General features: G+C 64.2%; 22 protein-coding genes. 9 read left to right on the top strand and 13 right to left on the bottom strand.

The window, feature by feature from the left end:
* The 7 genes from H7007_RS07990 to H7007_RS07960 form a co-directional block, all read right to left on the bottom strand.
* Window positions 1-763: acylphosphatase (locus tag H7007_RS07990; protein ID WP_287154545.1), on the bottom strand; the 763-nt coding region annotated here is incomplete at its 3' end.
* 170 nt (window positions 764-933) lie between these two features.
* Window positions 934-1,422: a HyaD/HybD family hydrogenase maturation endopeptidase gene (locus tag H7007_RS07985; RefSeq protein ID WP_287154543.1), complete on the bottom strand. Its 489-nt coding sequence runs from the start codon at window positions 1,420-1,422 to the stop codon at window positions 934-936.
* A 72-nt stretch (window positions 1,423-1,494) separates the two neighbouring features.
* On the bottom strand, window positions 1,495-2,649 hold the full coding sequence (locus tag H7007_RS07980; RefSeq protein WP_287154541.1) for an RnfABCDGE type electron transport complex subunit D: 1,155 nt from the start codon (window positions 2,647-2,649) through the stop codon (window positions 1,495-1,497).
* Between the two features lie 6 nt (window positions 2,650-2,655).
* Complete coding sequence (gene rsxC, locus H7007_RS07975; protein ID WP_287154539.1) at window positions 2,656-3,981, bottom strand: electron transport complex subunit RsxC; 1,326 nt, start codon at window positions 3,979-3,981, stop codon at window positions 2,656-2,658.
* Window positions 3,981-4,478 carry a hypothetical protein gene (locus H7007_RS07970; protein WP_287154538.1) on the bottom strand — a complete coding sequence of 166 codons (498 nt, stop codon included), beginning with the start codon at window positions 4,476-4,478 and terminating at the stop codon, window positions 3,981-3,983. Before H7007_RS07970 ends, rsxC begins: the two co-directional genes overlap by 1 nt.
* Window positions 4,479-4,494: 16 nt before the next feature.
* A complete protein-coding gene (locus H7007_RS07965) occupies window positions 4,495-6,090 on the bottom strand; it encodes a nickel-dependent hydrogenase large subunit (RefSeq protein ID WP_287154536.1) in 1,596 nt (531 codons plus the stop codon).
* Complete coding sequence (locus H7007_RS07960) at window positions 6,090-7,202, bottom strand: hydrogenase small subunit (RefSeq protein ID WP_287154534.1); 1,113 nt, start codon at window positions 7,200-7,202, stop codon at window positions 6,090-6,092. The genes H7007_RS07965 and H7007_RS07960 overlap by 1 nt, the downstream gene beginning before the upstream one ends.
* 901 nt (window positions 7,203-8,103) lie before the next feature.
* On the opposite strand from H7007_RS07960, the gene yedE reads away from it, so the two are divergent.
* From yedE to H7007_RS07945, 3 genes are all read left to right on the top strand, one after another.
* Window positions 8,104-9,168 carry a YedE family putative selenium transporter gene (yedE, locus tag H7007_RS07955; RefSeq protein WP_350340633.1) on the top strand — a complete coding sequence of 355 codons (1,065 nt, stop codon included), beginning with the start codon at window positions 8,104-8,106 and terminating at the stop codon, window positions 9,166-9,168.
* Window positions 9,169-9,214: 46 nt separating this feature from the next.
* Window positions 9,215-9,433: a sulfurtransferase TusA family protein gene (locus tag H7007_RS07950; RefSeq protein WP_287154531.1), complete on the top strand. Its 219-nt coding sequence runs from the start codon at window positions 9,215-9,217 to the stop codon at window positions 9,431-9,433.
* A gap of 67 nt (window positions 9,434-9,500) precedes the next feature.
* Entirely contained in the window at window positions 9,501-9,752 is a 252-nt protein-coding gene (locus tag H7007_RS07945; protein WP_287154529.1) for a putative Se/S carrier protein, read from the top strand.
* Window positions 9,753-10,283: 531 nt separating this feature from the next.
* Here H7007_RS07945 and H7007_RS07940 read toward each other — a convergent pair.
* Together H7007_RS07940 and H7007_RS13725 are read right to left on the bottom strand one after the other, a co-directional pair.
* Complete coding sequence (locus H7007_RS07940) at window positions 10,284-10,676, bottom strand: Zn-ribbon domain-containing OB-fold protein (RefSeq protein WP_287154527.1); 393 nt, start codon at window positions 10,674-10,676, stop codon at window positions 10,284-10,286.
* A gap of 187 nt (window positions 10,677-10,863) precedes the next feature.
* Window positions 10,864-12,045 (bottom strand): thiolase family protein, encoded by a 1,182-nt coding sequence (locus H7007_RS13725; RefSeq protein WP_287154525.1) that lies wholly within the window; start codon window positions 12,043-12,045, stop codon window positions 10,864-10,866.
* Window positions 12,046-12,420: 375 nt separating this feature from the next.
* Between H7007_RS13725 and H7007_RS07930 the strand changes: the two genes are divergently transcribed.
* Window positions 12,421-13,833 carry an FAD-dependent oxidoreductase gene (locus H7007_RS07930; protein WP_287154524.1) on the top strand — a complete coding sequence of 471 codons (1,413 nt, stop codon included), beginning with the start codon at window positions 12,421-12,423 and terminating at the stop codon, window positions 13,831-13,833.
* Window positions 13,834-13,967: 134 nt separating this feature from the next.
* Here the strand turns inward: H7007_RS07930 and H7007_RS07925 are convergent, their stop codons facing one another.
* Together H7007_RS07925 and H7007_RS07920 are read right to left on the bottom strand one after the other, a co-directional pair.
* Window positions 13,968-14,360 (bottom strand): response regulator, encoded by a 393-nt coding sequence (locus H7007_RS07925; protein WP_287154522.1) that lies wholly within the window; start codon window positions 14,358-14,360, stop codon window positions 13,968-13,970.
* Window positions 14,361-14,808: 448 nt separating this feature from the next.
* Window positions 14,809-16,137, bottom strand: a complete 1,329-nt coding sequence (locus tag H7007_RS07920; protein ID WP_287154521.1) for a GAF domain-containing sensor histidine kinase — start codon at window positions 16,135-16,137, stop codon at window positions 14,809-14,811.
* Between the two features lie 744 nt (window positions 16,138-16,881).
* Between H7007_RS07920 and H7007_RS07915 the strand changes: the two genes are divergently transcribed.
* The 4 genes from H7007_RS07915 to H7007_RS07900 are packed head-to-tail and all read left to right on the top strand — an operon-like array spanning window position 16,882 to window position 20,563.
* Window positions 16,882-18,534 carry a glycerol-3-phosphate dehydrogenase/oxidase gene (locus H7007_RS07915; RefSeq protein WP_287154519.1) on the top strand — a complete coding sequence of 551 codons (1,653 nt, stop codon included), beginning with the start codon at window positions 16,882-16,884 and terminating at the stop codon, window positions 18,532-18,534.
* Between the two features lie 51 nt (window positions 18,535-18,585).
* Window positions 18,586-19,308, top strand: coding sequence for a class I SAM-dependent methyltransferase (locus H7007_RS07910; protein WP_287154517.1), 723 nt, complete (start codon window positions 18,586-18,588; stop codon window positions 19,306-19,308).
* Window positions 19,308-20,117, top strand: coding sequence for a hydroxyethylthiazole kinase (thiM, locus tag H7007_RS07905; RefSeq protein WP_287154516.1), 810 nt, complete (start codon window positions 19,308-19,310; stop codon window positions 20,115-20,117). The genes H7007_RS07910 and thiM overlap by 1 nt, the downstream gene beginning before the upstream one ends.
* Window positions 20,118-20,167: 50 nt before the next feature.
* A complete protein-coding gene (locus tag H7007_RS07900; RefSeq protein WP_287154549.1) occupies window positions 20,168-20,563 on the top strand; it encodes a DUF169 domain-containing protein in 396 nt (131 codons plus the stop codon).
* A 50-nt stretch (window positions 20,564-20,613) separates the two neighbouring features.
* Here H7007_RS07900 and mnmA read toward each other — a convergent pair whose 3' ends face one another.
* Window positions 20,614-21,702, bottom strand: a complete 1,089-nt coding sequence (mnmA, locus tag H7007_RS07895; RefSeq protein WP_287154547.1) for a tRNA 2-thiouridine(34) synthase MnmA — start codon at window positions 21,700-21,702, stop codon at window positions 20,614-20,616.
* Between the two features lie 253 nt (window positions 21,703-21,955).
* A complete protein-coding gene (locus H7007_RS07890; RefSeq protein WP_287154515.1) occupies window positions 21,956-22,081 on the bottom strand; it encodes a hypothetical protein in 126 nt (41 codons plus the stop codon).
* A gap of 189 nt (window positions 22,082-22,270) precedes the next feature.
* Between H7007_RS07890 and H7007_RS07885 the strand changes: the two genes are divergently transcribed.
* Window positions 22,271-22,741, top strand: coding sequence for a MarR family winged helix-turn-helix transcriptional regulator (locus H7007_RS07885; protein ID WP_287154514.1), 471 nt, complete (start codon window positions 22,271-22,273; stop codon window positions 22,739-22,741).
* Window position 22,742: the final 1 nt, after the last annotated feature.

Below are 22,742 nucleotides of genomic sequence, written 5' to 3'. Positions count from 1 at the left end.
GCTTGGCATAGCGACGTTTCCGCTCCCGAAGCCGTGATACTGCCTCGTCGCTCGTGGCGTCGCAGGCCAGCTGGAAGCCCCCCAGCCCCTTGACGGCAACTATCTTTCCCGCCCGTAGGGCTCGGGCCGCCTGGACGAGGGGGTCGCCGGGAACCGCTCTCCCCCTGTCGTCCTCCAACCACACACGGGGGCCGCATGCAGGACAGGCGTTGGGTTGGGCGTGGTACCGCCGGTTCGCAGGGTCCTCGTACTCCCTCCGGCACTCCGGGCACATGGCGAACTTGGCCATGGTCGTCATCGGGCGATCGTAGGGGATACCTCCGATGATGGTGAAGCGGGGCCCACAGTTCGTGCAGTTGATGAAGGGGTAACGGTGCCTGCGGTCGAGTGGATCGAAGAGTTCCCTCCGGCAGTCCGGGCAGGTGGCGAGGTCCGGGGAGACCAGGGCCAACCTCTCCCCGGTGGAGGAACTCTCGCGGATGCGAAACTCCCCGTCGACGGAGGGGTCCTGAGCCGCCTCGGGGACCTCCAGGGCGCGCACCTCCTCGATGACCGATGCGGGAGGCGCCTTTCTGGTAATGTCTTCCAAAAAGCTCCGGAGCTCCCTTTCCCCCCCGCGGGCGAGTACGTGAACTCCTTCCGCGGTGTTCTCCACCCAGCCTGTAATCCCGTGTTCGCGCGCCAGGCGGTAGACGAAGGGCCGGAAGCCCACGCCCTGGACGATACCCCTGACCTCGATGCGTATTGCCTTGCTCTCTCTCATTGGAAAAGACTTCCACTCCACGGCTCGGGTAAGACCCGAATCGTGGCTTCTCGAAGCGAAACACCCATCGTCTTCTACTGGAGCCACATCTTTTCCTTTATCCTCGTGCCGCGGCTAATGTCGCTGCCGCTACTTGCTATCGTGATTCCACGTACCTCTGTGGATGACGGTCACTGAAGTGGGGCACCCTTTCCGCGACCCTCACCCGCTCCCCCCAACTCCTCCTCCACCAGGCGGCACACAACGGGGAGAGCCGCCTCCACCTCGGGGGAAAGGTCGCTTCCCACGCCGAGCTCCTTCACCTGCACGGCGATGACCACCATCTCCCGCGGGCACTGCCCCAGCAGTCGCGCGGCGCCCACCAGATCGTAGAGCCCGAGGTCGTGAAGGGACACGGGGAGCGGGGTCTCGGCGCGGGGCACTTGGTCGGGGGAAAAACGGAAGACCGCCCCCGGGGCCTCACCGGCGTCCACGGCGTCTATGAAGACCGCCTTCTCCTTCCCCTCCAGGTAGGGAAGGAGGTCCAGCCCCAGCACGCCACCCTCCACGAGCTCGACTTTCTGTGGTAGGCTTCCCCTCAGCCTGCGCACGGCATGGATGCCCACACCGTCATCCCGGTGAAGGACGTTGCCTATTCCTATGACCACCACTCCGGACATCGCTCAAGACCTGCTCGGACCGTTCGAATAAAGGACGGCCCCCGTAAGGGGGGCCGTCCCTCCTGTCTCCTTCTAGGCCTGTTTCCTCGCCGGTTCCGGAGCCGGCTCGGGCATAGCGGGGAGCTTGTTGAAGACCCTGGCCCCCACCTCCCCGAACCTGGGCACCGCTATGTACCGGTCGATGACCAGGGTGCCAATGTTCCACAGGAAGATGGCGATGGCCATACCCTCAGGCCGCAGGCTCCAGAAGCGCATGACGAACACCGTTGCCCCGATACCCACGGCGAAGATCAACTTGCCCCTCCGGGTCACCGGGCTGGTCACCCAGTCGGTGGCCATGAAGAAGGCCCCCAGGAACAGGCCCCCGGAGAGAAGATTGTATATGGGATGGTGCCAGGTCACCAGGGTGAGGAGGAAGAAGGTCCCGATGATCCCCGCCGGGATGCGCCAGTCGATGGTGCGCCGCCAGAGCAAGTAGGCCCCTCCGATGAGGAGGGCCAGGATGCACACCTCGCCGATGCACCCGCTCTTGAGGCCCAGGAACAGGGACCAGAAGTTCGGCTTGCCTCCCGAGGTGACCCAGGTGGCGCCCACCGGGGTGGGCCCGGAGACCACCTCCGGGAGCCACTTCCCCGACTTGAGCAGGGAGAGTGGAGTGGCCGCGGAAGCAACATCGGCCACTGGGTTCCCGGCCAGGGTCTTGTAGACCACCCTGCCCACGGCACCTTCGTTGATGCTGGTGGCGATGGGGGTGAAAAACCCGGAGGCCTTCCAATAGAAGGGTTTCACGAACTTGGTGGTGTACACCGCCAGGGGCGAGAACCAGAGCAGCACCCGGGCGAAGATTGCCGGGTTGAAGATGTTCTTGCCCAGACCGCCGAAGAGCTCCTTCCCGATGCCCACGGCCAGGAAGGCGCCGATGGCCACCACCCAGAGAGGGGTGGTCGGCGGCAGTAGGAAGGCGAAGATCACCGCGGTGACCATTGCGCTATAATCCCCGAGCGTGGGTTTGCGCCTCAGGATCTTGCGCATGACCACCTCGGAGAGGGCTGCGGTGATGCAGCTCACGGCGAGGATGTACACCACGTTGAACCCGAAGACCACGAGGGCCCAGACCGCGGCCGGCGTGAGCGCGATGAGCACGTCCTTCATGGCGCGCTTTATGGTCTCGTCCTTCTTGTGCAGGTGAGGAGAAACGGTGACCAGCATCTTGTCCGCCATCTTCATCACCCCCTATCTCCTCTTCAGAGCCGCGATCTCGGCCTTTGCCTTGCGCACGTAATCCACGTGCGGAATGTAGGCGGGACAGGTATAGGAACAGCAGCCGCACTCGAAGCAGTCCAGCGCTCCCCACATCTCCGCCCGGTCCCACTGCCCCTTCTTCACCGCCTGGACGATGAAGTTGGGGAGGAGGAACATGGGGCACACGTCCACGCATTTCCCGCAGCGCACGCACTCCTCCTCCGTGCCCACATCCACGGCCTCCGGGGTGAGGACAACGACGCCCGATGTCCCCTTGACCACTGGAGCCCTGGTGTCCGGCTGCGCCCATCCGGTCATAGGGCCGCCCATGATCACCTTACCGGGCTCGCCGGTGAAACCGCCGCAGGCCTCGATGAGGGTGGAGATGGGGGTTCCCACGCGGGCCAGGAGATTGGCCGGCTCCTTGATGCCCGGCCCGGTGACCGTGAGCACCCTCTCGTAGAGGGGCTTTCCCCAGGCCGCGGCCTCGTAGAGGGCCACGGCGGTGCCCACGTTCTGCACCAGGCAGCCCACCTCGGAAGGGAGCTTTCCCGGGGGCACTTTCCTCCCCGTCAAGGCGAAGATGAGCATCTTCTCCGCCCCCTCCGGGTATTTGACCTCCAGGAGCTCCACCTCCACCTCCGACTCCCCCTTGGCCGCGTCGCGCACCGCGTCCGCGGCGTCCATCTTGTTGGCCTCGATGCCGATGATGCCCTTCCTGGCGTTAACCGCCCGTATGAGGAGCTTCAACCCCTGCACCAGGTCGTGGGGCCTCTCCAGCATCAGGCGATGGTCGCAGGTGAGGAAAGGCTCGCACTCGCAGGCGTTGATGATCACCGTGTCTACGGGCTTTTCCTTGGGCGGGGTGAGCTTGACGTGCGTTGGGAAGGCCGCTCCTCCCATGCCCACCAGCCCCGCATCGCGGGCGATGTCCCTTATCTCCTGGTCGGAGAGGGCGGTGACGTCCCGGTCCTGCTTGGCGAACTCCGGCTGCTCGGCATCCGGGACGATGACCACGCATTTCACCTTGGCACCGGTGAAGCCGGTGATCTCCGTGATGTCCTTCACCGTCCCGGCCACCGAGGAGTGCACCGGGGCGGACACGAAGGCCTCGCTCGCACCTATCTTCTGCCCCAGCTCCACCCGGTCGCCGGCCTTTACCAGGGGCTCGTTGGGCGCCCCGATGTGCTGCTGCAGGGGGATGAACACCTCCGCTGGCACCGGCGCCTGGCGGACGGACTTGCCCGAGGCCAGCTCCTTGTTATAGGGGGGGTGGATGCCTCCCTTGAAGGTCTTGTAAGTGGCCTTTCCGGACATCACTTCACCCCCTCTCCGCTCGCAGCCCGCAGGCGGGGGAAGCGCTCCGACTTGGCCCAGCGGGCGTAGAGATAGATGACGTTCAAGAGGAGCACTACCCACAGGAAGACGGAATAGACCTTCCAGGTGCCCGCGATCCCACCCAGCCAGGCCACCAGGCCACGCAGCCAGCCGTTGGGGTCGTATACGGCAAAGCTTACCAGAAAATACCAGATGGCGAGCAGTGCCAGCAGGGCACGGAAGATCCCCAGCGGCTCGTTCCATCCCTTGGGCCGGCCCAGGGTGGAGTAGTAGAGAAAAACCCCTGCCGTCAGGGCTACCACCCATACGGAGGCCAAGCCCAGGTTCTTGGCCACGATCATCTGCCAGGGGTACCTCCACCCGGAGAGGAAGAGGTGAAAGTTGTTGAACCCGGCGTAAAGGGAGACCGCCAGCGCGCTCAGGTAGGTGGCGTACATGACCTTCGCCGGGCCGGGTACCTTGATCTTTTCTTTCATAGGTACCCCTCCTTCCTCAGACCACGCGGAATTCCTTGACGCCGTTGTGTTCGGGGTGGATTACGTGGATGGCGCAGGCCAGGCAGGGGTCGAAGGACCTCACGCACCGTACCACATTGATGGGGTTCTCCGGGTCGGGCACCGGGAGGCCTATGAGGGCGGTCTCTATGGGGCCCCGGTTTCCGTCCTTGTCCCGCGGTGCCGCGTTCCAGGTGGTGGGCACGATGCACTGGTAATTCTCGATGACCTTGTTCTTGATGTGAATCCAGTGCCCCAGGGCGCCGCGCGGCCCCTCCACCAGGCCCCGGCCGTAGGACTCGCTGGGAATGCTCCTCTTATCCCAGATCTTCTCGCCCGGCTTGAGCTCGTCCAGCCACTTGTCCATCTCATCGGCCAGGAGCTTGCACTCCAGGGCGCGCATGGCGTGCCGCGGCAGGATGCCGAACTTACCGGCCTTGACGCAGGCGTCCACCGCGGAGCCGAGGCCCAGCTTCTCCACCAGGGGCAGGAGTTTCTTCTCCTTCCTCTTCCCGGAGAGCTCCAGGCCGGCCAGCACCAGCATGCGGGCCATGGGGCCCACCTCCATGGGTTTGCCGTCATAGCGCGGAGCCTTGAGGAAGGAGTAGGCGCCCTCCTTGTGCACGTCGGGCTCCGTCTTTCCCTCCTTGGGATGCAGCCACTCGCATTCGTCCTTGTACCAGGAGTATCTCACCGATTCGGTCAGCTTGTTCTCGTCGAAGGTCCCCACGGAGGAGACATTGTTTCCGGTGATGTAACCCCGGGGCAGGAACTTCTCCTCACCCCTGGAGTCCTGGTCGAAACCGCCGTAGGCCAGGTAGTTGCCGCCGGAATCCCCTGCGGTGAGGAAAGGCGCATAGGCGGAGACGCCGGCCACGGTGAGGATGTCCTGGACGTAGACGTTGTCGATCCAGGCCCGCAGCTCGGTGAGGCGGGCACGGAAGGCGGCGATGTTGGACACCGTGGGATGCACGGTCACCCCGCCGGGCACCGTCCCCACGAAGCTGGGCATGCGGCCATAGAAGATGGTGAGCATCTCCTGCGCCTTCTTGCGCATCTCCAGAGCCTGCACGTAGTGGCTGACCAGAACGGTGGCCAGCTCCGGGTCGCTCACGTAGTCGTCGGACTCGTAACGGGGCAGGAAGGGATAGACGTCCCCCGCCTTGGCCAGGGCGGCCACCTTGTCGCGCAGGGCCGCGAGCGCGGGGTCGTTCCCGGAGTACTTGGCCACCGCGGTGACGTCCACGTAGTCCAGGGCCGCGAGGTGGTAGAAATGCAGGATGTGGGACTGGATGAAGTTGGCCCCCAGGCACAGGTTGCGGATGAGGCGCGCGTTGTCCGGGAGCTCCACGCCCAAAGCATCGTCAAGGTTATAGGAGGCCGCGGTCCCGTGCACCAGCGGGCACACGCCGCAGATGCGCTCCGTGACCTGCTGAGCATCGAAGGGGTGCTTCCCTTTGAGGAGCATCTCGATGCCCCGGAACATGGTCCCCGAGGACCAGGCGTCCTTGACCACGCCGTTCTCCACCTCCACGTCGATGCGGAGGTGCCCCTCGATGCGGGTTACCGGGTCTATGCTGATGAGCTGGGCCATCAGGACTCACCTCCCTCGGGTTCCTTCTTGCCCAGTTGCTTGTACAGGTAATGTGCTCCGATGCCCGCCGCCGTTGCCGCGGCACCGATCCAGCCCAGGGTGTCCACCATGGGAGTGAGGCCGGCGAAGTGCACCTCCGGCAGGGGCTCGTAGAGAGGCGAGAGGTCCTTATAGAAGGAAGGCTCGGCGCACCCGTGGCAGGGAGCGTTGGCCCCCACGCACCAGTTGACCCCGGAGTTCCAGCGGCGGGTGGGGCAGTCGGCGTAAGTCACCGGCCCCTTGCACCCCAACTTAAAGAGGCAGAGCTTCATGTCCGGGTTGTCGTCGTTCCAGTCCTCCAGGAACAGCCCGGCGTCGAAGGCCGCACGCCGCTCGCAGTTCTCGTGGATGAGCTTCCCGAAGAACATCTTGGGCCGGTTGTGCCTGTCCAGCTCGGGGACCCGCTTGTTGATGAGGTAGTCCAGGACCGTGCCGATGAACCAGTCGGGATGGGCGGGGCAGCCGCCGATGTTGATCACCGGCTTGTCCTTGGCGATCTCCTTGACTATCTCCTGTACCGGCTTGGTCCCGGTCACCGAGGCGTTGGCCGCGGGTATGCCGCCGAAGGAGGCGCAGTTGCCCAGAGCCACCACCGCCGCGGCGCCGGGGACCAGCTCCTCCATCCAGGCGGTCATGGGCTTGTCCTTGCGGCGCTGATAACCGTGGAATGAAGCCGTTTCCTTCTCCAGCCCGAAGGTGCAGTACTCGCCGCCCTCCGCGGTGGGCACGGGGCCCTCAACCACCAACACGTACTTCCCGGCCAGCTCCTTGGCCGTCTCCTCCAGCACGCCGAAGGCCTTGTCCCCCGCCGCGGCCATCACCGTGGGATGATAACGCACGGAGAGCTTGTCCAGCACGATCTCCGCGACCATGGGGTAATTGGTGTTCAGGAACGATATGGAGCACCCCGTGCAGTTCTGTCCCTGTATCCAGAGCACGGGCGGCTTCCCGGAGGAGAGCTCCTCCAGGGCGCGCGCGATCTCCGGGATGAGGGACTCGCTCAACCCAAGGAGAGCCGCGGTGGCGCCGGCGTACTTCAGGAACTGGCGCCTGGTCACACCCTTCTTCTCCACCAACCTTTCACCTCCTGCAGGATCACATTGGCTCGACCAAGAGGCTCTAACCTCAACCGACCCGTATATGAAAAATGCCCGGAGGGACGGGATCGACCTAGGAAAGTGGGGGTTTCCTCAAGCCGCGCGGATGGATACCGCTCCCGCCTCACTCCGGGCATGAAAAAACACGGTGGCAAACGCTTCGTGCGTCCTTCCAAAACTTTCATGCGTGTTTCTGCGAATCAGTCCTCGATCACCGCCACACGTCCGGCAATCCGTATGCCGGTTGCTTCCATGCGCAATAGACTCGGCAAGGCCTCTCAAGCTTCAAGGGCCACTTTCTTTCATCCCGATGAGTTATACGGCGACTTCCACCGTTTCCTTCGAGAATCACGATCTTCCATGCCCACGAGATCCTCCACATGCCCTGAGGATCACCCGATGATTCCTCCCAATGTTCGCCTAATTTATCCCCTTCTTGTTTTTCTTGAACATGATCATTCTCTATGACAGCAAAATTACTTTTCGAGAACGAAAAATCCTTCGTTCTTACTTGGATTTTGCCTCGACGTTGAGGCTTACCTCTGAAACCGAATCACCCGCAATTGCCCTTTGGTTGGAAATGTATAGCAAAGCATGTTTGTCTTGTCAATACCTTTCCCGCTCGAGAGCTTATCCTGGTTTCCATATCCACGGACCATATTGCGAATATTTATATATTATATTAAATTAATTAATAATCATTTTAATTTACAGCAAAGGTGGTGATGCCGATCATCTTTTAGGTTTATACGATAGAGGAGATGCTACCCAAGGAAATTCCCGCTTGTCTCGTCACGGAATCGGCTTCAGTCTGGATCGGGAGGATTCGGAGGTAGAATTGGAAAGGGTCAACAGGTTCTTTCGGTCGCGCTGGGGCATGATCCTCGTCGGACTGTCCATCGGCGTCTTGGCTTCCACCCTGCAGAAGCTGGGCAACCCCAAGAACATGGGGATATGCGTGGCCTGCTTCGAGCGGGATATAGCGGGCTCGCTGGGACTGCACAGGGCCGCGCTTGTGCAGTACATCCGGCCGGAGATAATCGGCTTCGTCTTCGGAGCCATGATCGCCGCCCTCATCTTCGGCGAATACCGTGCCAGGGCAGGCTCGGCTCCCGTCATCCGCTTCATGCTCGGCTTCTTCGCCATGGTGGGCGCCCTGGTGTTCCTGGGTTGTCCCTGGAGGGCCCTGCTCCGCCTGGCGGGGGGCGACGGGAACGCCATCCTCGCCCTGGTGGGCCTGGCCTGCGGCGTGGGGATCGGGGTCCTCTTCATCAAACGAGGCTATAACCTGGGGCGAAGCCAGAAGGGCAGCCCCGTCGCGGGTGCCGTCCTGCCCCTCATCATGCTCGGGCTCTTGCTGCTTCTCATCGTGAAGCCGGTGCTCTCCACGGGAGCTCCCTTCTTCAGCACCGAGGGTCCGGGCTCGCAGCACGCCAACTATCTGGTGGCCCTGGGAATAGCGGTGGTCATCGGCTTCATCGCCCAGAGGACCAGGTTCTGCACCATGGGGGCCATCCGCGACGTCATCCTCATGCGGGACTTCCACCTGATGAGCGGTGTGGTGGCCCTCCTGGCGGGGGCTTTCATCATGAACCTCATCTACGGCCAGGCGCACTGGGGCTTCGCCGGACAGCCGGTGGCGCACACCAACCAGCTTCTCAACTTCGGTGGGATGCTCCTCGCGGGGCTTTCCTTCGCCCTGGCCGGGGGATGTCCCGGGAGGCAGCTCTTCCTCTCCGGCGAGGGGGACGGCGACGCAGCGGTCTTCGTCCTGGGTATGATCGTCGGGGCCGCCTTCGCCCACAACTTCGGGACTGCGGGAACGCCTTATCCCAACAACCCCGCCAACTGGGGCTGGGGACCGGCTGCCGTCCTCGTGGGGCTCGTCTTCTGCGTGGTGATCGGGCTGACCATGCGGAGCACGGCGACCGCCAAGGCCTGAGATAAGCACTTAAGCGAATCCGCGCGTCGATTGGAGGTGTTAGGGCATGGAGCGAATCGATTGCCGTGGACTTTCCTGCCCCCTGCCGGTGGTTGAGACCCGCAAGCACCTGGAAAGGCTGTCCAGCGGCGGGAAACTCGAGGTGCTCGTGGACACCGGAACGGCACGGGACAACGTCTCGCGGCTGGCGGCCAGAGAAGGATGCGACGTGGAGGTAAGGGAGACGGAAGACGAGGAGTTCATCCTCACCATCACCAAGAAATGACGGTCACCGCCTTTGGGGGGGCCGGGACTGAGGGAAGTCCGTCACCCCAGGCAAGTGCAGGAAGACGATGGTTAAAAAACCCAGAGGCCTCTTCGAGGGGAAGCCGACCCGCGTGGCTCTCTTCTATTCCATGCATTACGCCATCAGGGCGGAAAAGCTGGCTATGGAAAAGGGGCTCCGCGTAAAACTGATACCCATACCCCGCCACCTGAGCTCGGACTGCGGGGTATGCCTTCAACATCTGGCCTCGGAGAGCGAGCGCCTGCGGGAGGTCCTGGAATCGGCGGGCGTGGAATACGACCGCTTCGAGGATCTCTGACGCCTTGGGGTAATCGAGAGGGCGAGCGCCTGAGGGCGTCCCCTATCCTCGCCAAACGGGCGGATCGCCCAGGTATGGCGCTCTCCTCCTGTACATCGCCGCACTCCAGCCCGCGATTCCATGGGCGAGGACCGTCGATTTCCGGGGATCGCACGGTAGAGCTCGCTCATGAGCTCTGCCGCGACCTCTTTTCACCCTGGGCGGCAGCGAGGGCCCCGTGCGGAAGGATGGCGGACTCGTGAGCGTTGGGGCGCTAAGGGTAGCCAGGATGCGCACTCGTCTCCAAGCCCGCGCCGACGCCTTTCAATTCATGCAATGCACATGGATCGTCTCAGGGATCGCATCCGGAAATGCCGCCGCAACACGGACTTCGAGGGTCTCCGGTTCCATCGGGAATATCCGGGCCTCAATATATATTCCATATATATGAATCCGTTGAGAGATGCCTCCCCGGTTCGAGATCGAACCGGATGGCGGCGCCAAAAAGTGCGGGCTGAAAGGCGGTTGGCGTGTGCCCTGCGGAAACGGACTTCAACCCTCCTCCAGGGGACGGAACTGGTGGAGGACGAGCCCGTCCGGGGAGGTCCAGGTGTCGAAGGCCACACGCTGCCCGATGCGCAGGCTCTCGTAAGGGGCGTCGATGCGGGTGAGGACGTTCCCAACCCCTTCCAGCTCCACCAGCCCCAGGATCTCCGGCTTGCGGCAGCGTATGGCCGCCTCCTGCCAGGTGAAGGCCAGGAGCGTTCCCTCCCGGGGTAGGTCCACCCATTCCATCTCCTCCCCCAGGCAATCCGGGCACACCACGCGGGGTGGGTAATTCAGGACTCCGCAGGATACGCACCGGGTGCTCTGGAACATCCCCTCCGCCAGCCTGGAAAAGAATTCCTCCGCGGCGCGGTCCTGCATGTAAGGCCTGGTGTCCAATTCCGCCTCCCTCAAGGAACCTTCCGGCAACCTTATCCTCTAATAAGGTCACTTGAGCCCCTTCCCCGGAGCCACATCCCTGTCCTTTATGGATCGCGAATGCGCATGGGGGTCGAAAAGCTCCGGTATGGCCGGTATTATACGATCGTGGCCTCCCTCTTCACCGCCCTCCCTCCTCCGTGAAAACTCACACCTCCTTGTCCAAGAGCATCACAATGGATCCATTTATGAACCCCTGTTCCGTGTGCACCAGTCCCACCGCGGCCCCCGGGCGCTGCCGCTCACCGGCCTCGCCTCGCAGCTGTCGCACCACCTCGGTGATCTCCAGCAGAGGCGTGACGTAGGCCGGGTGGCCAAGGGAAAGCCTACCCCCGCTGGGGTTCAGCAACACCTCCCCGCCATGGGTGGTCCTGCCCTCCCCGACCGCGGCGGGGGCCTCCCCGCGGGGGAAGAAGCCCAGCCTCTCGTACATTATGAGCTCCAGCCCGGCGAAGGCCCCGTAAACCTCGGCCACGTCCACTTCCTCCACCCGGTAGCCGCTCTCCGCCAGGGCGGCGCGGGCGGCGCGCTCCACGCAGGGGAACTCGTCGATCTCACCCCGGTAGGGGACGAAGTTGGTGGGATCGTGGGCCTCGGCCAGGGCTGCAACCCTGACCGCCCGCTTTCTGTCCCGGAGCAGGTCCTCCGACACCAGCACCACGGCCGCCGCACCGTCGTGCATCTCCGAGCTCTCCAGCCGGTGGATGGGAGGCGACACCAGCGGGCTGGAAAGTACTTCCTCCACGGTCAGAGGCTCCTTGTAGGCGGCTTGGGGATGCCTCAAAGCATGATCCCTCAGGAGAACCGCCACCCTTGCCACATCCTCCGGGGAGACCCCGTGCCTGTGCATGTACCTCTGCACGGCCATGGCGTAGAAGGGAAGGGGGCTTATCACACCATAGGCCGCCTGGTAGGAATCGTAAAGGGAATTGGCGGCCTTGATGAGATGAAAGTGGCCCAACACGTCCTTCTGGACCTCTTTCTTGGGCACCTCCCTCTGGGCGGCGTAGACCAGGCATGACTTTATCTTGCCCAGGCGGATGCGGTCGCAGGCGGCCTGCACGGCGGCGGCGCTGGAGTTGCCCCCGCTGTCCACGTCCATCATGAAGCCCGCGGTGATGCCCAGATAGTCGGCCATCCTCTGACTGGGGAAACGGCGGAATTCGGCCATGTAGCCGTGGGGGGTGGTGGCGATGCCCTCCACCTCCCGCGGGAGGAGCCGGGCATCTCTCAGAGCCTCGGCGCATACCCTCGCTCCCAGCTCGTGCGGGTCCAGCACATGCCTCCCCACGTCGGCCATGGCCACGCCGGCGACGTACACCCCTTTCACTCCGTTAAACCTCCATCCGATGCTCGATCCTCTCCGAGAGGGCGCAAAAGCTGCATACCCTATTAAGACCGCGGAAAGGGGCGCCACTAGACCATCTCGCACTATACCCCGCGGAGACGGGCATCCCCTCGGTCTTTCCTCGTATAATTATCATGGATGGCAACTGCAGCGCCAATCGCCCCTCCGCCAATCCCGGCATCTCCCGCCTTGACCCTGGACGCGTTTCAAGGAGGCGCTTCAGGGGGCCGGAAGGCCCGGCGGTCGGGTTAAAAGGGAACGATGATGGGAATGATAAGACTGCTGCCCGGTTGGGAAGACGCTTTCCCAAGCCAATACGGCGGAGAGGTTATCGCTGCGCGAAGGGAGAGATGTGAGATGGCCAACAAACGCAGGATCGTCGTGGTCGGCGGGGTGGCCGGAGGGGCCACGGCGGCCTCCAAGGCAAGGCGCTGCTGCCCGGGTGCGGAGATAGAGATCTACGACCAGGACGAGTTCATCTCCTACGCCGGTTGCGGGCTGCCCTATTTCATAGGGGGACACTCCCCCAACTGGCGCAGGCTCCTGGCCCGCACCCCGGACGAGTTCCTGGAAAAGCAGGGGATCCGCGTCTTCCTGCGCCACCGCGTCAGCTCCATCGACACTAAAAACAAGACCCTCCGCGTGGTAGACCTGGAGGGGGTGAGCGAGCTCTCCATCGAGTACGATGTGCTCGTGCTGGCCACCGGCGCCGCTCCCGTGGTCCCACCCCTGCCCGGGCGCGACCTGGAAGGGGTCTTCGTCCTCCGCACCCTCACCCATGCCCTGGAGATGAAATCCTTCATCGACCTCCAGGCGCCGCGCAGCGCGGTCATCGTGGGCGGAGGGGCGATCGGCCTGGAGATGTGCGAGGCCCTGCGCCGCCTGGGCATGGAGGTGCACCTGGTGGAGCTCCAGGACCACGTCCTGCCTCCCCTGGATGCCGACCTTGCGGCGAGACTAGGTGAGCACCTGGAGAGCAGGGGGGTGCGTCTCCACCTGGAGGAGAAGGTGGAGGGCCTGGAGGGAGACGGGAACGGCAGGGTGCGTCGTGTGGTCACCTCCGCAGGACCGTTGGATGCGGAACTGGTACTGCTTTCCATCGGCATCCGTCCGGTCAGCGAGCTGGCCGGCCAGGCGGGCATCGAGCTGGGTGCCCGCGGCGCTGTCAGGGTGGACCGCGGGATGCGCACCAGCGCCCCCGATGTGCTGGCCTGCGGGGACTGCGCCACCACCTTCCATCGGGTGTCCGGAAAAGAGAGCTGGATACCCCTGGGCTCCACGGCCCGCAAGCAGGGAAGGGTCGCCGGGGAGACGGCGGCGGGAAACGAGTCCTCCTTCCCCGGGGTTTTGGGGACCTTCGTCCTCAAGGCCTTCGACATGGCCGCGGGGAAGACGGGGTTGAGCGTCTCCGAGGCCTCTGAAGCGGGGTTCCAGGCCGACGCCGTCACCCTTGAGGACTCCGTGCTCCCCGGATACTACGCCCCTCACTCGCTGCCCCGCCTCACGGCCAGGGTGACTGTGGAAAAGGGGACGGGGAGGATACTCGGGGCCCAGGTACTGGGGGATTTCGCGGCCCAGATAGACAAACGGCTGGACGTGTTCTCCGTATGCCTGCTGGGAAACCTCACGGCAAGCGATCTGTCCTCCCTGGACTTGGCATATGCCCCACCCTTCAGCAGGCCGGTGGACATTCCCATCGTGGCCGGGAACCTGGCCGAGGCCCGGGTCCTGGGCCGGATATGCACCTGTGACGCCGAAGGTCTTGAGTAAAGGCTAGGGTCGCCTCTCCTGGGGGTCAGCTGACATTCCGGGCGCGAATCCGGCTCGGTGATCCTCCCCGAGTGTGGGCGGACGGCTGGTATGATTGAGGACCAGGAGTCAATCGACCGCCTCGCCGGCGAGCCTCACCTCTCGGAGAGCAATCTGGAAATGGTTTCCAGGAGAACGTCGGGGTCCGCGGGCTTCTCCAGGTACGCGGCGTAATCCATCTTGCGCCCCGTCTCCAGCTCGTAACGCCGGTTGCTCACTTCCTCCCGCACCGAGGTCAGGATGACCACCGGGATCTTGGACCAGCGCTCGTAGCGGGGGTCGCGCAGCATGTCGAAGACCGCGAAACCGTCCACATGGGGCATGAGCAGGTCCAGGATTATGAGGTCCGGGTTCTCCAGCTTGATCTTCTCCAGGGCCTCGGCCCCGTCCTTGGCGGTGACGATCTCGTAGCCCTCGTCCTCGAGGAGCATAGAGACCACCTCCACCACGTCGGGGTCATCGTCGGCTAAGAGAATTTTCTTCTGCATCACGCACCTCCAACCATGCCGCGTCCTGCACGCCCGGGCCTCGCCTTAAGCTCCGCCCCTCGGTCTCCCTCACGGACCTTCACGAGAACATGATAATACCTCGGACCGCTCGTGCGTCCTCTCCACGGTCCCGCCGCAGTCATCTTGCCGGCCCCCGCCATCCGGTCGAGGTCACGGACAGGACAGTCGTTCCGGCGTAACCGCATACGCCACTCACAGGGGCTCAACCGACCACAACGAGCGGGGAGCCGAAAAGATGACTCTCTTCCCACGGGCGACGAACCCCGAAATGTCGCCTCAAACATGTCTAAGTGGGTTTTCACAATGGATGACCCCTCCATGCCGGAAGGGCGACCCAAAGCGGCACTGGCCATCCACGAGTTGAGACCGGGAAAATCGGGCATTCCCGCCGCCCGAAACGTCGTCAGGTCCCAGCCGCATCAACGTCTCAAACCCGATCGCCCCCTTGCGAGCCCCGCACCCCCATCCTCCACAGTGAGGGGGTCTCCGCACCCGTTTCACCCAGCTTCCAGCGGTCCCGGAGATCGCACGTGACGCCCACGGGGATGGCAAAGGTCACCCTGGTGCCCCTGCCGGTTTCGGGTACCGGGCTCTCCGCCCATATCTCACCGTGATGCAAGTCCACGATACGCTTGCATATGCTGAGCCCAAGCCCGGTCCCCTCCGGAGACTCGGGGTCCCCCTTGAAGAACTCCTCGAAGACGTGGGGGAGCTTCTGCGGCTCGATGCCCGTTCCCTCGTCCTCCACGCTGACCACAACCCGGTCGTCATCGCGGCGGGCACGGATGGTTATGCGGCCTCCCCGCGGCGTGAAGCGCACGGAGTTGGAGACCAGGTTGAGGATGAGCTGCTGAAGGCGGATGTCCGAGGCGAAGACCTTCGGCAGGGGATGCTGGATATCAGATGCCACGTGGATCCCCCTCGGGTCGGCCAGTTCGTGGGCCATCTCCACCGCCGCCGAGAGCACCTCCTCCCAGGAGACCTCTTTGAGCTCCGCCAGCACCTGCCCGCTCTCCAGGCGGGAGAGCTCCAGGAGGTCGCTTATGAGCTCCATCATCCCGTCTATACGCTGGATGCTGCGCCTTATCCCCTGCAGCAGCCGCTCGTCCAGGCGGTCAGAGGCCTTGCGCAGCAACATCTTCAGGTAACCCTGCACCGCCACCAGCGGCGACTTGAGATCGTGGGCCACCATGGAAAGGAAACTCAGGAAATGGCGCCTCTCGTCCTGCATGCGCACCAGGGTGCGGCGGGTTTCCTCGGCATCCCGGATCACCAGCTCGCGCTCCTCGGCCATCTCCAGGATGGCCCCGCAGAGCTCGGTCACGGAATTGAGGAAGTCGAGGTCCTCGCGGCCGAACTTGCGGGGCTCATCGAAGTAAAGGCGCATCAAACCACGCACTCCGCGACGGTCGCGGAAGGGAAGGAAGACGATGGAGGAGATCCCCTCCCTCTTCAACTCCTCGCGGCGGACGATGCGCGGGTCGGCGTTCGCATCCCAGATGAAGAGGGAATTGCCCTTCAGGACCTGGCGCAGGGCGTGGTCCGCGATGATCTGGCCCCTCTGGAGATAGACCTCCCCCACTCCGCAGCTCACATGCGGGGTCAGCGCCCCATCCTGCTCGCGCAGGGCGAAGAGCGTGCAGCCCTTGGCGCCCGTCCCCCGTGCGGTGGCCTCCACCAGGGAACGCACGATGTTCTCCACGCCCCCCGCGGCGACCACGGAGCGGGCTATCTCCTGGATGATCTGCTGCCGCAACCCGTTCCCCCCGTCCTTTCGAAATCCGGTATCCCTGCGAACGGCCTCCCGCGGGATAGCCGCCTCACCACAAACCTCACGCAGCCTCGCGCTTACGGCGGCTCAAAATTCTGGTATTTATTGGTAAAATGTCTTCATCCGAACGCCCGGGCGGTGCTGCCGAGATGCCTTTACCCTTGCCTTTCTATTGTCGTCTATTATAAACCATTTCTCATTACGCCCCCTGCATGTTCCTGCCACCCCGACCTCCCGGTCTTTTTTCAACCCTGAAAGCGCCTCCGAAACGAGCATCAGCTTCCGCTCACCAGTCGCGTTGAGAGGACTTTTCCCATTCTTGGTTCGCTTTTCCATCAGGATGTCAGAAGGGGTTTCTTTTTTGAGGCCTGCCTCAAACCCGGCTGTTCTTCACACGAACGATGCCGTGAGGAGAAAATCCCCATGATTCTCACCAATTCCCGCCCTCCACACTTTCCGTACGGGAAAGGCACTTACCGCGTACCCCCCGCCGTCCCAGCCCGTCAATCCGCAGCCCGGGCGGCGCGTCCCAGGACCTCTTCGCCGCATCCCTCCTTCCTGTGCCCGGGACGGGCCGGATCGCGGGTCCCGAGGGCCCGGGCCGCCGATTCGCGAGGCATGGTGCAAATCTTCCCGGATACCCGGGCCGAACACAGCGGATTCCCGGCCCGCGGTAGGCGCTATGGGCTATCATGTATCCTAGGACGGAGTCGGGAGAAGGAGTTGAAGATGTTCTCAAAGCAGCGTAGGGAGGAGAACCTGAGAACGGCGTCGGCGGAGACCTTCGACGTTATGGTCATCGGGGGAGGGATAACCGGAGCGTGCGTGGCCCGCGACGCGGCCCGCCGCGGCCTCTCCACGGTGCTGGTGGAGAAGAACGACTGGGCCTTCGGCACCAGTTCCCGTTCCTCGAAGCTGGTGCACGGCGGCTTGCGTTACCTAGAGCTCTTCGACTTCAAGCTGGTCTTCGAGGCCTGCCGCGAGAGAAGGCGCCTCCTGCTCAACGCCCCCCACGTCGTCTGGCCGCAACCCTTCATCTTCCCCGTGTATAAGGGGGACAAGAACCCCCTTTTCATGATCGCTATGGGGCTCTGGCTCTATGACATCCTGGCCCTCTTCCGCAACGTGCAGAACCACCAGTTGCACGGGTCCAAGCGCATCCTGGAGGTGGAGCCGGAGCTGGACCGGGAACGCCTCAAGGGAGGGGGGCAGTTCTACGACTGCGCCACCGACGACGCTCGGCTCACCCTCTCCCACGTCCAGTCCGCGCACCTGGAGGGGGCCTGCTGCCTGAGCTACGTGCGGGTGACCGACTTCCTGCGCCGCAACGGGTCGGTCTGCGGCGTCCGCGCCCGAGACGAGATAGGGGGAAGGGAGCTGGACATCGAGGCCAGGCTGGTCCTCAACTGCACCGGTCCCTGGACGGACTCCGTCTGCCGGCTCGACGAGCCGGAGGCAGCTCCTAAGCTGCGCCCCACCAAGGGCGCCCACGTGGTGGTGCCCTGGGAGAGGGTGAAAGTCTACAACGCCATGCCCATCCTCTCACCCCGGGACCAGCGCATGCTCTTCGTGGTCCCCTGGCGCAGCTTCACCCTCATCGGGACCACGGACACGGATTACGAGGGGGACTACGACCGCATACGCGCCTCGCGGGAGGACGTCGACTACATACTCGAGGCCGCCAACCGCGCCCTCCCCAGGGCCCGGCTGGACTACGACGACGTCCTCAGCACCTACGCCGGGCTGCGCCCCCTGGTGCTGGAGGGAGGGGGGAAGGACGTCAAGGAATCCCAGGTCTCCAGGGAACACTCCATCTACGAGAGCCACTCCGGTCTGCTCTCCATCGCCGGTGGGAAACTGACCACCGCCCGGTCCATGGCCGAGGAGCTGGTGGACCTGGCAGCGCGGCGGCTGGAACAGAGATACGGGATACGGGGCATCCCGCGTTGCTCCACAAAAAACGCCCCCGTCTACGGCAAGGACGGCAGGGACTTCTCCAAGCGGATGGAAAGACTTGCCAGAGATGTCCGGCTGGACGACGACGTCATCCACAGGCTCCAGCTCCTGGGGACGGGGGCCCTGCGGGTGCTGGGCCTCCTGGCCGAGGACCCCTCGCTCTCCCGCAGGCTGGGCGAGGGCATACCGTACATCGAGGCCCAGGTGGTCTACTCGGCGCGCGAGGAGATGGTCATAAACCTCGAGGACTTCATGGTGCGCCGCAGCCTCATCTTCTACGAGGACCGGGAACAGGGCCTGGGGTGCGCGGAGAGAGTGGCAGATCTCCTGGGCCGGGAGCTGGGCTGGGACGAGGGAGAGAGGAGACGCCAGGTGGAGGAGTACCGCCGGGTGGTGGAGCTCTCGCGTGCCTACCGCGACGAATGACCATCATCCGGCGGCTCGGCAGGGCTTCGTGAAGGGGTTCGAGGACGGCGTATGGGCTTCTGGGACCGTTTCGACGGGGATTACGAGAGCCTGTTCGACAGGGATCCCATGTACGGGGAAGCCCTGGACATGATGCTCGAGCTTTCCGGGGACCTCGCAGGGAAGCGCGCGCTGGATCTCGGCTGCGGGGCGGGGGTCTTCCTCTCCCGCCTGGCGGAAGCCTTCCCCAACGCCGAGCTCTACGGCGTGGATCCCTCGAAGAAGATGGTGCGGCGGTGCGAGCGCCGTCTCGGCCACAGCGCGCGGGTGCGCATCCTGCGGGGAAGCGCCCTGCGTATCCCCCTCCCCGACGAGCACGTACATGCCGTCCTCTCCAACCTGGCCCTGCACCACGTGCCCCCTCCCGAAAGGCCGGCCTGCGCCCGGGAGATAGCCCGCGTCCTTCGCCCGGGCGGTAGGCTGGTCTACGCGGACTTGTTCTGCGACGTGGAAGGGCCTCCGGAGGACCCGGACCGCTGCCGGGACATCATCCAGAAGATGGTGGGTAAATCCCTCTACGACCTGGACCACGGCGCCTACCGCACCATGCTCCTGCACCTCGGCGACATCCCCGCTGTGCTCACCGAGGACGGCGAGTACTTCACCACCGACCGGGTGTGGAGGGAGGCTTTCCGAGAAGCCGGTATAGAGCGGCTGGAAGTGAAACCGGTGCCTCCGGAGGAATTCGGGTATCGTATAATAACTGGCATCAAAGCCTGGACGGAGGAGGTGTGATGGAAGAATTTGACTGCCGCGCTTTCCTTGAGGATAGGCTGAGATGGGTGGCCGCCCGCAAGCCTCTCGTGCACCACATCACCAATTATGTGGTCAAGAACGAGACGGCCAACGCCACCCTCTGCCTGGGAGCCCTCCCGGTGATGGCCCACGCCCTGGAGGAGGTGGAGGAGATGGCTTCCCAGGCGGGAGCCCTGCTCATCAACATGGGGACTCCCTATCCGGACCTGGAGAAGGCCATGCTCGCCGCGGGCAGGGCCGCCAACCGCGCCGGAGTCCCGGTGGTCTTCGATCCCGTGGGTGCGGGAGCCACGTCCTACCGCACCCGTCTGGCCCGCAAACTGGTGGAGGAGATCCGCTTCGCCGTGGTCAGGGGAAACGCCGCGGAGATGGCCGTTCTGGCGGGCATGGAGGCGGAGATAAGGGGCGTGGAATCCATCTCCACGGGCGGCGACGCCGAGGCTGTGGCTCGAAGCGCCGCATCCCGGCTGGGCTGCGTTGCCGCCGTCACCGGCAAGGTGGACGTGATAAGCGACGGCTCACGCGTCCTCCACGTCGGCAACGGGCATCACATGCTGGCAAAGGTCACCGGTACGGGCTGCATGGCCACCACCTGCATCGCCGTCATGGCCTCGGCGGGCGAGCCTTTCCTGGAGGCCGCCGCAGCCGCCCTGGCCCTCTTCGGCCTGGCGGGCGAACGGGCTGCGGAAGTCGCCGGCGAGAGGCCCGGCTCCTTCCACGTCGAGCTCTACAACGCCCTTTATGGGCTGAGCACCCGCCTTGACCTGGAGGGGTTGCGCGTCACCTGAGCGCGTAGGCTCCATCCCAGCCGGCCAAGGAACGGCGTTGAGGAGGAAATCTGACCCGCACCCGGGTGGAACCCCATCTGGTAATGGTCTTCGGCAACCCCGCCCGAATCATGCGCCTGGTGCAGGCGGGGAGCCGATGGACGGGAGAGCGCGTAAGGGTGGGCTTCGGCGGCATCGGCGGCTCCTGCAACGAGGGGCTGGTGCGCACCTTCTTCGAGGGGGTGCGCCGGGTAGCTCTGCCGGGCAACGGCGACCGGGTCTTCGCCGCCACGCAGGACGACGAGCTGCTCTTCGCCTTCCCGGCTCCCTGGGCTGATAGGGTGGAGGAGGGCCTGGAGGCCACCAGTCGGAGAGGCATACGCTACCCCATACCCACCTTCCTCAACTACCGGCTGCCCTTCTTGGACCTCATGACCAGGGTCGGAGGCGGGAGTGCCGGGAGCTGATCTCTCCGCAAGCGGACCGACCGCCCGCGGTGTCGGGGAACGGCCCGGCCTCAGCGGCCTCTGGCGATGACCCCGCCTCCAAGGACCTCCTCTCCGCTGTAGATCACCGCATGCTGTCCCGGGGTGATGGCCCATACCCGCTCAGCGAAGCGCAGGGTGAACCCCTCCCCGGCCAGGGTCACCCGGCAGGGGACGGCAGGCGCGTTGTAGCGCACCGCGGCCTGTGCATGGAAATCATTACCAGGTGGTTCCCCGCGCACCCAGGAGGCGGATTCCGCCTCCAGCCACGTCCCGGGGACCTCCTCCCTCTCCCCCAGGATAACGGCCTTCCTCTCCGTATCCAGCCCGACCACGTAAAGGGGGCGAGGGGCGGACACCCCCAGGCCGCGCCTCTGCCCCACGGTGTAGAAGGCCAGCCCCTCGTGTTCGCCGAGCAGGTTGCCGCGCGTGTCCAGGATGGGCCCCGGATCCAGGCATTCGGGACAATGCAGGGCGAGGAAATCGCGGTAATTCCACCCGGCCAGAAAGCATATGTCCTGGCTCTCCCGCATCTCCTCCACGGCGATCCCCTTGGAGGCCACCCTGGACCTGGCCTCATCCTTGGTGAGCGTCCCGTTGGGGAAGAGGCATCGCCGCAGTTCCGCCTGCCCCAGGCGGTAGAGCACGTAGGACTGGTCCTTCCTCCAGTCGTTTGCCCGGAGCAGGGATAAGGTGCCGTCCGGGTTCTCCCTCACCCGTGCGTAGTGACCGGTGGCCACCATCTCCGCACCGGCCTCCTCGGCCACCCGGAAGAGGGCGGTGAATTTCACCCGCCGGTTGCAATCCACGCAGGGGTTGGGGGTCCTCCCCCTGAGGTACTCCGCCGCGAAGGGCTCGACCACCTGGGTGCGGAACTCCTGTCGCAGGTCGAGCACCTGGTGTTCCAGGCCCAGGACAGCCGCCGCCCTCGCGGCCAGTTCGACATGTCGGGCTTCACGGTCGGAAACGGGATCCCCGGCGACGTCGCTGGGGCCTCCGAGGAGGAAGGTCACCCCGAGGACCTCATATCCCATCTCCAGGAGGAGGACGGCCGCCGCGGTGGAATCGACCCCCCCGCTCATGGCCAGGACCGCCCTTTCCCGCCTCGCTCCACGTTCCATGACCACATGATAATGCACCGGGGACCGGCCGTGCCGCCGAACCCGCGCGGCCTAAGAATAGCGGAGTGCGTGCCAGAAAAGGCTCGCGCCTCCCCCACGGGTGGATCACCCTCGGCGCCATTGGCCGGCTTGCGGCCTGGCCCCTCGCGCCGCAAGGCCTGCCCGCCGCCTTCCTGCCACCCGACCGGAGGGCGGTCCTTTCTCCGAACAGCTCGGGCACGTTGGAGCGATTGTGGCCGCAAAGAGCGCGGACTCAACCACCGTTCTTCACTTTTCCGCCTTGGCCAACATTTTTCACTTTTCCGCCTTGGAGGCCTTGTGAATATCTCTCCGCCATCTTCGCCGTGACCTTCTTCCCGGTTTGCATTTCCAACCTCATCGGCCACCTCCCCCGGCTGTTTCCGGCACCCAGGGGAACGTCAATACCTTTTGCCTCCCGGAGTACGTTTTAATTTTGATGCAACGAATCCATTTGGAGTGCTCTTTCATGATTCAATGCGACTTGTTGACAGCGTGCCCGTGATCTTTTATTATTTCAACTAATATTTGCTAAAAACAATTATTAATCATGGCAAGAAAATTCGTAAAGGACGAATTGGACGAGCTGGCGCGGGAATTCCTGGAAACCATGATCCGGGTGAATTCCCGTTTCCGGGAAGAAAGCCAATGGAGGAGAAGCGAGGACCTCTCCCTTCCCCAGTTCATGCTGCTCCACCACCTCTACCGCCATGGACCCGCGAGGTCGGGAGAGGTGGCCAGAAGCCTCCGCGTGTCCCAGGGAGTCATAACCCGGATGGTCGACCGCCTGGTGGAGAAGGGGCTGGTGACCAGGTCCCGGGACCCGGAGGACCGCCGGGTAGTGCTCCTGTCCCCGACCACAAGGGGGAAAAGGCTGGTGGACGTGATGGAGAGGCAGAAGCTGAAGGAGATAAAGACCTTCCTGCGTAGCATTCCGCCACGGGAAAAGAGCGATCTGCTGGACCTCTTCCGGAGGATAAAGGAATTCCTGGAACGGGAGCCCCGGAGGGAAAGGATGTGAT

This window comes from Candidatus Solincola tengchongensis, assembly GCF_015711935.1.
In the GTDB taxonomy this organism is placed as follows: Bacteria; Actinomycetota; Geothermincolia; order Geothermincolales; family RBG-13-55-18; genus Solincola_A; species Solincola_A tengchongensis.
Note: the sequence above shows the minus strand (reverse complement) of the source record. Positions and strands in the feature narration are given on the sequence as shown.

Bases quoted from the DNA above. Each gene is read 5' to 3' on its own strand.
- mnmA (WP_287154547.1), bottom strand. From the start codon at position 21,702: ATGGAACGTGGAGCGAGGCGGGAAAGGGCGGTCCTGGCCATGAGCGGG.
- thiM (WP_287154516.1), top strand. From the start codon at position 19,308: ATGGAAGAATTTGACTGCCGCGCTTTCCTTGAGGATAGGCTGAGATGG.
- H7007_RS07930 (WP_287154524.1), top strand. From the start codon at position 12,421: ATGGCCAACAAACGCAGGATCGTCGTGGTCGGCGGGGTGGCCGGAGGG.
- H7007_RS07890 (WP_287154515.1), bottom strand. From the start codon at position 22,081: ATGAGGTTGGAAATGCAAACCGGGAAGAAGGTCACGGCGAAGATGGCG.
- H7007_RS07945 (WP_287154529.1), top strand. From the start codon at position 9,501: ATGGTTAAAAAACCCAGAGGCCTCTTCGAGGGGAAGCCGACCCGCGTG.
- H7007_RS07985 (WP_287154543.1), bottom strand. From the start codon at position 1,422: ATGTCCGGAGTGGTGGTCATAGGAATAGGCAACGTCCTTCACCGGGAT.
- rsxC (WP_287154539.1), bottom strand. From the start codon at position 3,981: ATGTCCGGAAAGGCCACTTACAAGACCTTCAAGGGAGGCATCCACCCC.
- H7007_RS07885 (WP_287154514.1), top strand. From the start codon at position 22,271: ATGGCAAGAAAATTCGTAAAGGACGAATTGGACGAGCTGGCGCGGGAA.
- H7007_RS07965 (WP_287154536.1), bottom strand. From the start codon at position 6,090: ATGGCCCAGCTCATCAGCATAGACCCGGTAACCCGCATCGAGGGGCAC.
- H7007_RS07950 (WP_287154531.1), top strand. From the start codon at position 9,215: ATGGAGCGAATCGATTGCCGTGGACTTTCCTGCCCCCTGCCGGTGGTT.
- H7007_RS07925 (WP_287154522.1), bottom strand. From the start codon at position 14,360: ATGCAGAAGAAAATTCTCTTAGCCGACGATGACCCCGACGTGGTGGAG.
- yedE (WP_350340633.1), top strand. From the start codon at position 8,104: ATGATCCTCGTCGGACTGTCCATCGGCGTCTTGGCTTCCACCCTGCAG.
- H7007_RS07915 (WP_287154519.1), top strand. From the start codon at position 16,882: ATGTTCTCAAAGCAGCGTAGGGAGGAGAACCTGAGAACGGCGTCGGCG.
- H7007_RS07980 (WP_287154541.1), bottom strand. From the start codon at position 2,649: ATGAAGATGGCGGACAAGATGCTGGTCACCGTTTCTCCTCACCTGCAC.
- H7007_RS07910 (WP_287154517.1), top strand. From the start codon at position 18,586: ATGGGCTTCTGGGACCGTTTCGACGGGGATTACGAGAGCCTGTTCGAC.
- H7007_RS07970 (WP_287154538.1), bottom strand. From the start codon at position 4,478: ATGAAAGAAAAGATCAAGGTACCCGGCCCGGCGAAGGTCATGTACGCC.